This window comes from Microbacterium sp. H6, from assembly GCF_003314775.1.
Lineage (GTDB): Bacteria > Actinomycetota > Actinomycetes > Actinomycetales > Microbacteriaceae > Microbacterium > Microbacterium oxydans.
The window spans coordinates 16,894-19,596 of the sequence record NZ_QOAY01000258.1 but is presented as its reverse complement, the minus strand read 5'-3'; the positions used below and the strand labels follow the sequence as shown (position 1 = coordinate 19,596).

3 protein-coding genes and 1 pseudogene are annotated in these 2,703 nt (G+C 69.7%); 1 reads left to right on the top strand and 3 read right to left on the bottom strand.

Annotated elements, in window-relative coordinates:
• Nucleotides 1-184: pseudogene (locus tag DSP71_RS16650) on the bottom strand (aminotransferase); the annotation flags it as partial.
• A gap of 165 nt (nucleotides 185-349) precedes the next feature.
• Here DSP71_RS16650 and DSP71_RS16645 point away from each other — a divergent pair.
• Nucleotides 350-1,027, top strand: a complete 678-nt coding sequence (locus DSP71_RS16645) for a FadR/GntR family transcriptional regulator (RefSeq protein ID WP_046747518.1) — start codon at nucleotides 350-352, stop codon at nucleotides 1,025-1,027.
• Between the two features lie 118 nt (nucleotides 1,028-1,145).
• Here the strand turns inward: DSP71_RS16645 and DSP71_RS16640 are convergent, their stop codons facing one another.
• Together DSP71_RS16640 and DSP71_RS16635 are read right to left on the bottom strand one after the other, a co-directional pair.
• The gene (locus DSP71_RS16640) at nucleotides 1,146-1,661 is read right to left on the bottom strand and encodes a glycine cleavage system protein R (RefSeq protein WP_046747674.1); all 516 of its coding nucleotides are present in this window, start codon (nucleotides 1,659-1,661) and stop codon (nucleotides 1,146-1,148) included.
• A gap of 23 nt (nucleotides 1,662-1,684) precedes the next feature.
• Nucleotides 1,685-2,703 (bottom strand): PLP-dependent cysteine synthase family protein (locus DSP71_RS16635; RefSeq protein ID WP_258546507.1); only part of this gene is annotated, 1,019 nt, incomplete at its 5' end.

Genomic DNA, 2,703 nt, shown 5'->3' with positions numbered 1-2,703 from the left:
ACCACTCGACGGGGCTGAGGTCCGCGCGGCGGCGCAGAGCGTCCTGCTGCGCGACGACGACGGACGGGACCGCGCCGAAGGACCCGTGGTTCAGGTGGATCACGGACGGGTCGAGGGGCCAGGCGTCGCGCGCTGGCATGCCGGAGGTCAGCGTGAGCGGTGCGGGGAACAGCGGTGCGGGCATCGGTCCTCATCGGTGAGTTCGGGCAAGTTGTTGCACAACTTTGCCACAGGGCTGCCGATTCCGCTACAAAACTCCGGTGATGAAACATACTTGTCATACGAGTTTGCGGAAACACCGCCTTCCGACAGACTTCACGAAGAACGGCGGAGTGTCTGGAGGACGACGATGAGCGCACTCGACACGGCGCTGCACGGGCTGCGGGCCTTGATCGCGGACGGCGCGCTGCGGCCGGGCGACCGGCTTCCCAGCGAGGGAGAGCTCTGCGAGACCCTCGGTGTCTCCCGCGGATCCCTGCGCGAGGCGATCCGTACCCTCGCCGCCCTCGGGGTGCTCGAGACGCGACACGGATCGGGCAGCTACGTCAGCGAGCTGCGCGCCGCCGACCTGATCGGCAGCCTCTCGCTCACCGTCGGACTGCTGCCGATGGCGGGCGTGCTCGAACTGACGGAGCTGCGCCGAGTGCTGGAACCCCACGCCGCTGCACTGGCCGCGGCGCGCATCGACGACGAGACGGTGGAGTCGCTGGACCGCGTGCTCGACGAGATCGAGGCGACCACCGACTTCGAGGCGCAGTCACGACTCGATCACGAATTCCACATGGCGATCTCCGCGGTCGCGGGCAACGAGGCGCTGACCAGCCTCATCGACGTGCTGCGCTCGCGCTCCCGGGCGTATCGCATCTCCGACCCCGAGGATGCCGCGGAGCTCAAGATCCACTCCGATGCCGGGCACCGCGCCATCCTGCGCGGCCTGGCCGCGGCGGATCCGGTGGCTGCGAGTGCCGCGGCCTCCGCGCACGTCGCGTACACGGAGTACTGGGTGCGCAAGTACTCCGGACTCTGACGCCCCCGACACCCAGCGTCGAAACCCATCGTTGTCGCCCAGACCCACGCCCAGCGGCGGCTTTCACCGTGGGTCTCGGCGCGGACCGTGGGTCTCGGCGGGGAGGGGGCGGGAGACCTCAGCCGAGGGTGATGTCGACCTGGATCTCGGCGGCGATGCGCTCGAGGTCGGCGCGCAGGGCGTCGAGGTCGACGTCGGCCGGCACCTTCGCGGTGACCGACGCCTCGAACAGGCGCCCGCCCGCCATCGCGGCATCGCGCGTCTCGGTGGCGAGCTCCTCGATGCTCAGGGCGTGAGCGTTCAGCACGCCGGAGACCTCGCGCACGATGCCGGGTCGGTCGTTGCCGAGCACCTGGATCTCGAGCAGCCGATCGTCGGCGGCGGCTGCGTCCGGACTGCCGGTGAGCACGGCGAGGGTGAGCAGCCCTTGACCCTGGAGGCCGCGGAGCGCCGACGTCAGCTCGGCCTCCTTGTCGTCGGCGACCGAGACCTCGATCACGCCCGCGAACGTGCCGGCGAGCTCGGCCAGCGAGCTGTTCTCCCAGTTGCCGCCGTGCGCATCCACGACATCGGCGACGGCGGCAACGAGGCCAGGACGGTCTGCGCCCGCGACGGTGAGGATCAGAGTAGTCATGCGGCCAGCGTAGCCCGCTGCCCTCACTCCACCCAGACCCCGGTCTCCAGGAACCGCTCCAGCAGGGCGCGGTGCGGGGCGAGGTCCCAGCCCTGCCGTGCGACCCACTCGTCGGAGTAGTAGGTGCCGGCGTAGCGGACTCCGCTGTCGCAGATCAGGGTCACGACGCTGCCGGTCTCGCCCGCAGCTCGCATCCGGGCGATGAGCTGGAACGCGCCGTAGAGGTTCGTGCCCGTCGACCCGCCGGCCCAGTGCAGGGTGCGTTCACGCAGCAGGCGGATCGCGGCGATCGACCCCGCATCGGGGACCTGGATCATCTCGTCGATCACGGTGGGCACGAACGACGCCTCGACGCGCGGGCGGCCGATGCCCTCGATGCGACTCGGGCGTCCGGCCGGCGGATCCACCGTGCCGGCCCAGCCGTCGTAGAAGGCTGAACCCTCCGGGTCGACGACCGCGACCTTGGTGTCGTGCATCCGGTACTTCACGTAGCGGCCGAATGTGGCGCTGGTGCCTCCCGTGCCCGCACCCGTGACGATCCAGGTGGGGATGGGGTGGCGCTCCTGGGAGAGCTGGCTGAACACGCTCTCGGCGATGTTGTTGTTGCCGCGCCAGTCGGTCGCGCGCTCCGCGAACGTGAACTGGTCGAGGTAGTGGCCGGTGCAGTCCGATGCGAGGCGCTGCGCCTCGGGCGACATGTCCTCCGCGCGGTCGACGAAGTGGCAGGTGCCGCCGTAGAACTCGATGAGGTCGATCTTCTCCTGCACCGTCGAACGCGGCACGACGGTGATGAACTGCAGGCCCAGCATCCGGGCGAAGTACGCCTCGGAGACCGCGGTCGACCCACTCGACGATTCCACGAGCGTGGTGTCTTCGCGGATGCGTCCGTTCACCAGCCCGTAGAGGATGAGTGACCGCGCGAGGCGGTGTTTGAGGGACCCGGTCGGGTGCACCGACTCGTCCTTGAGGTACAGGTCGATGCCCCATTCGGGCGGCAGCGGGAACAGGTGCAGGTGCGTGTCGGCGCTGCGGTTGGCATCGG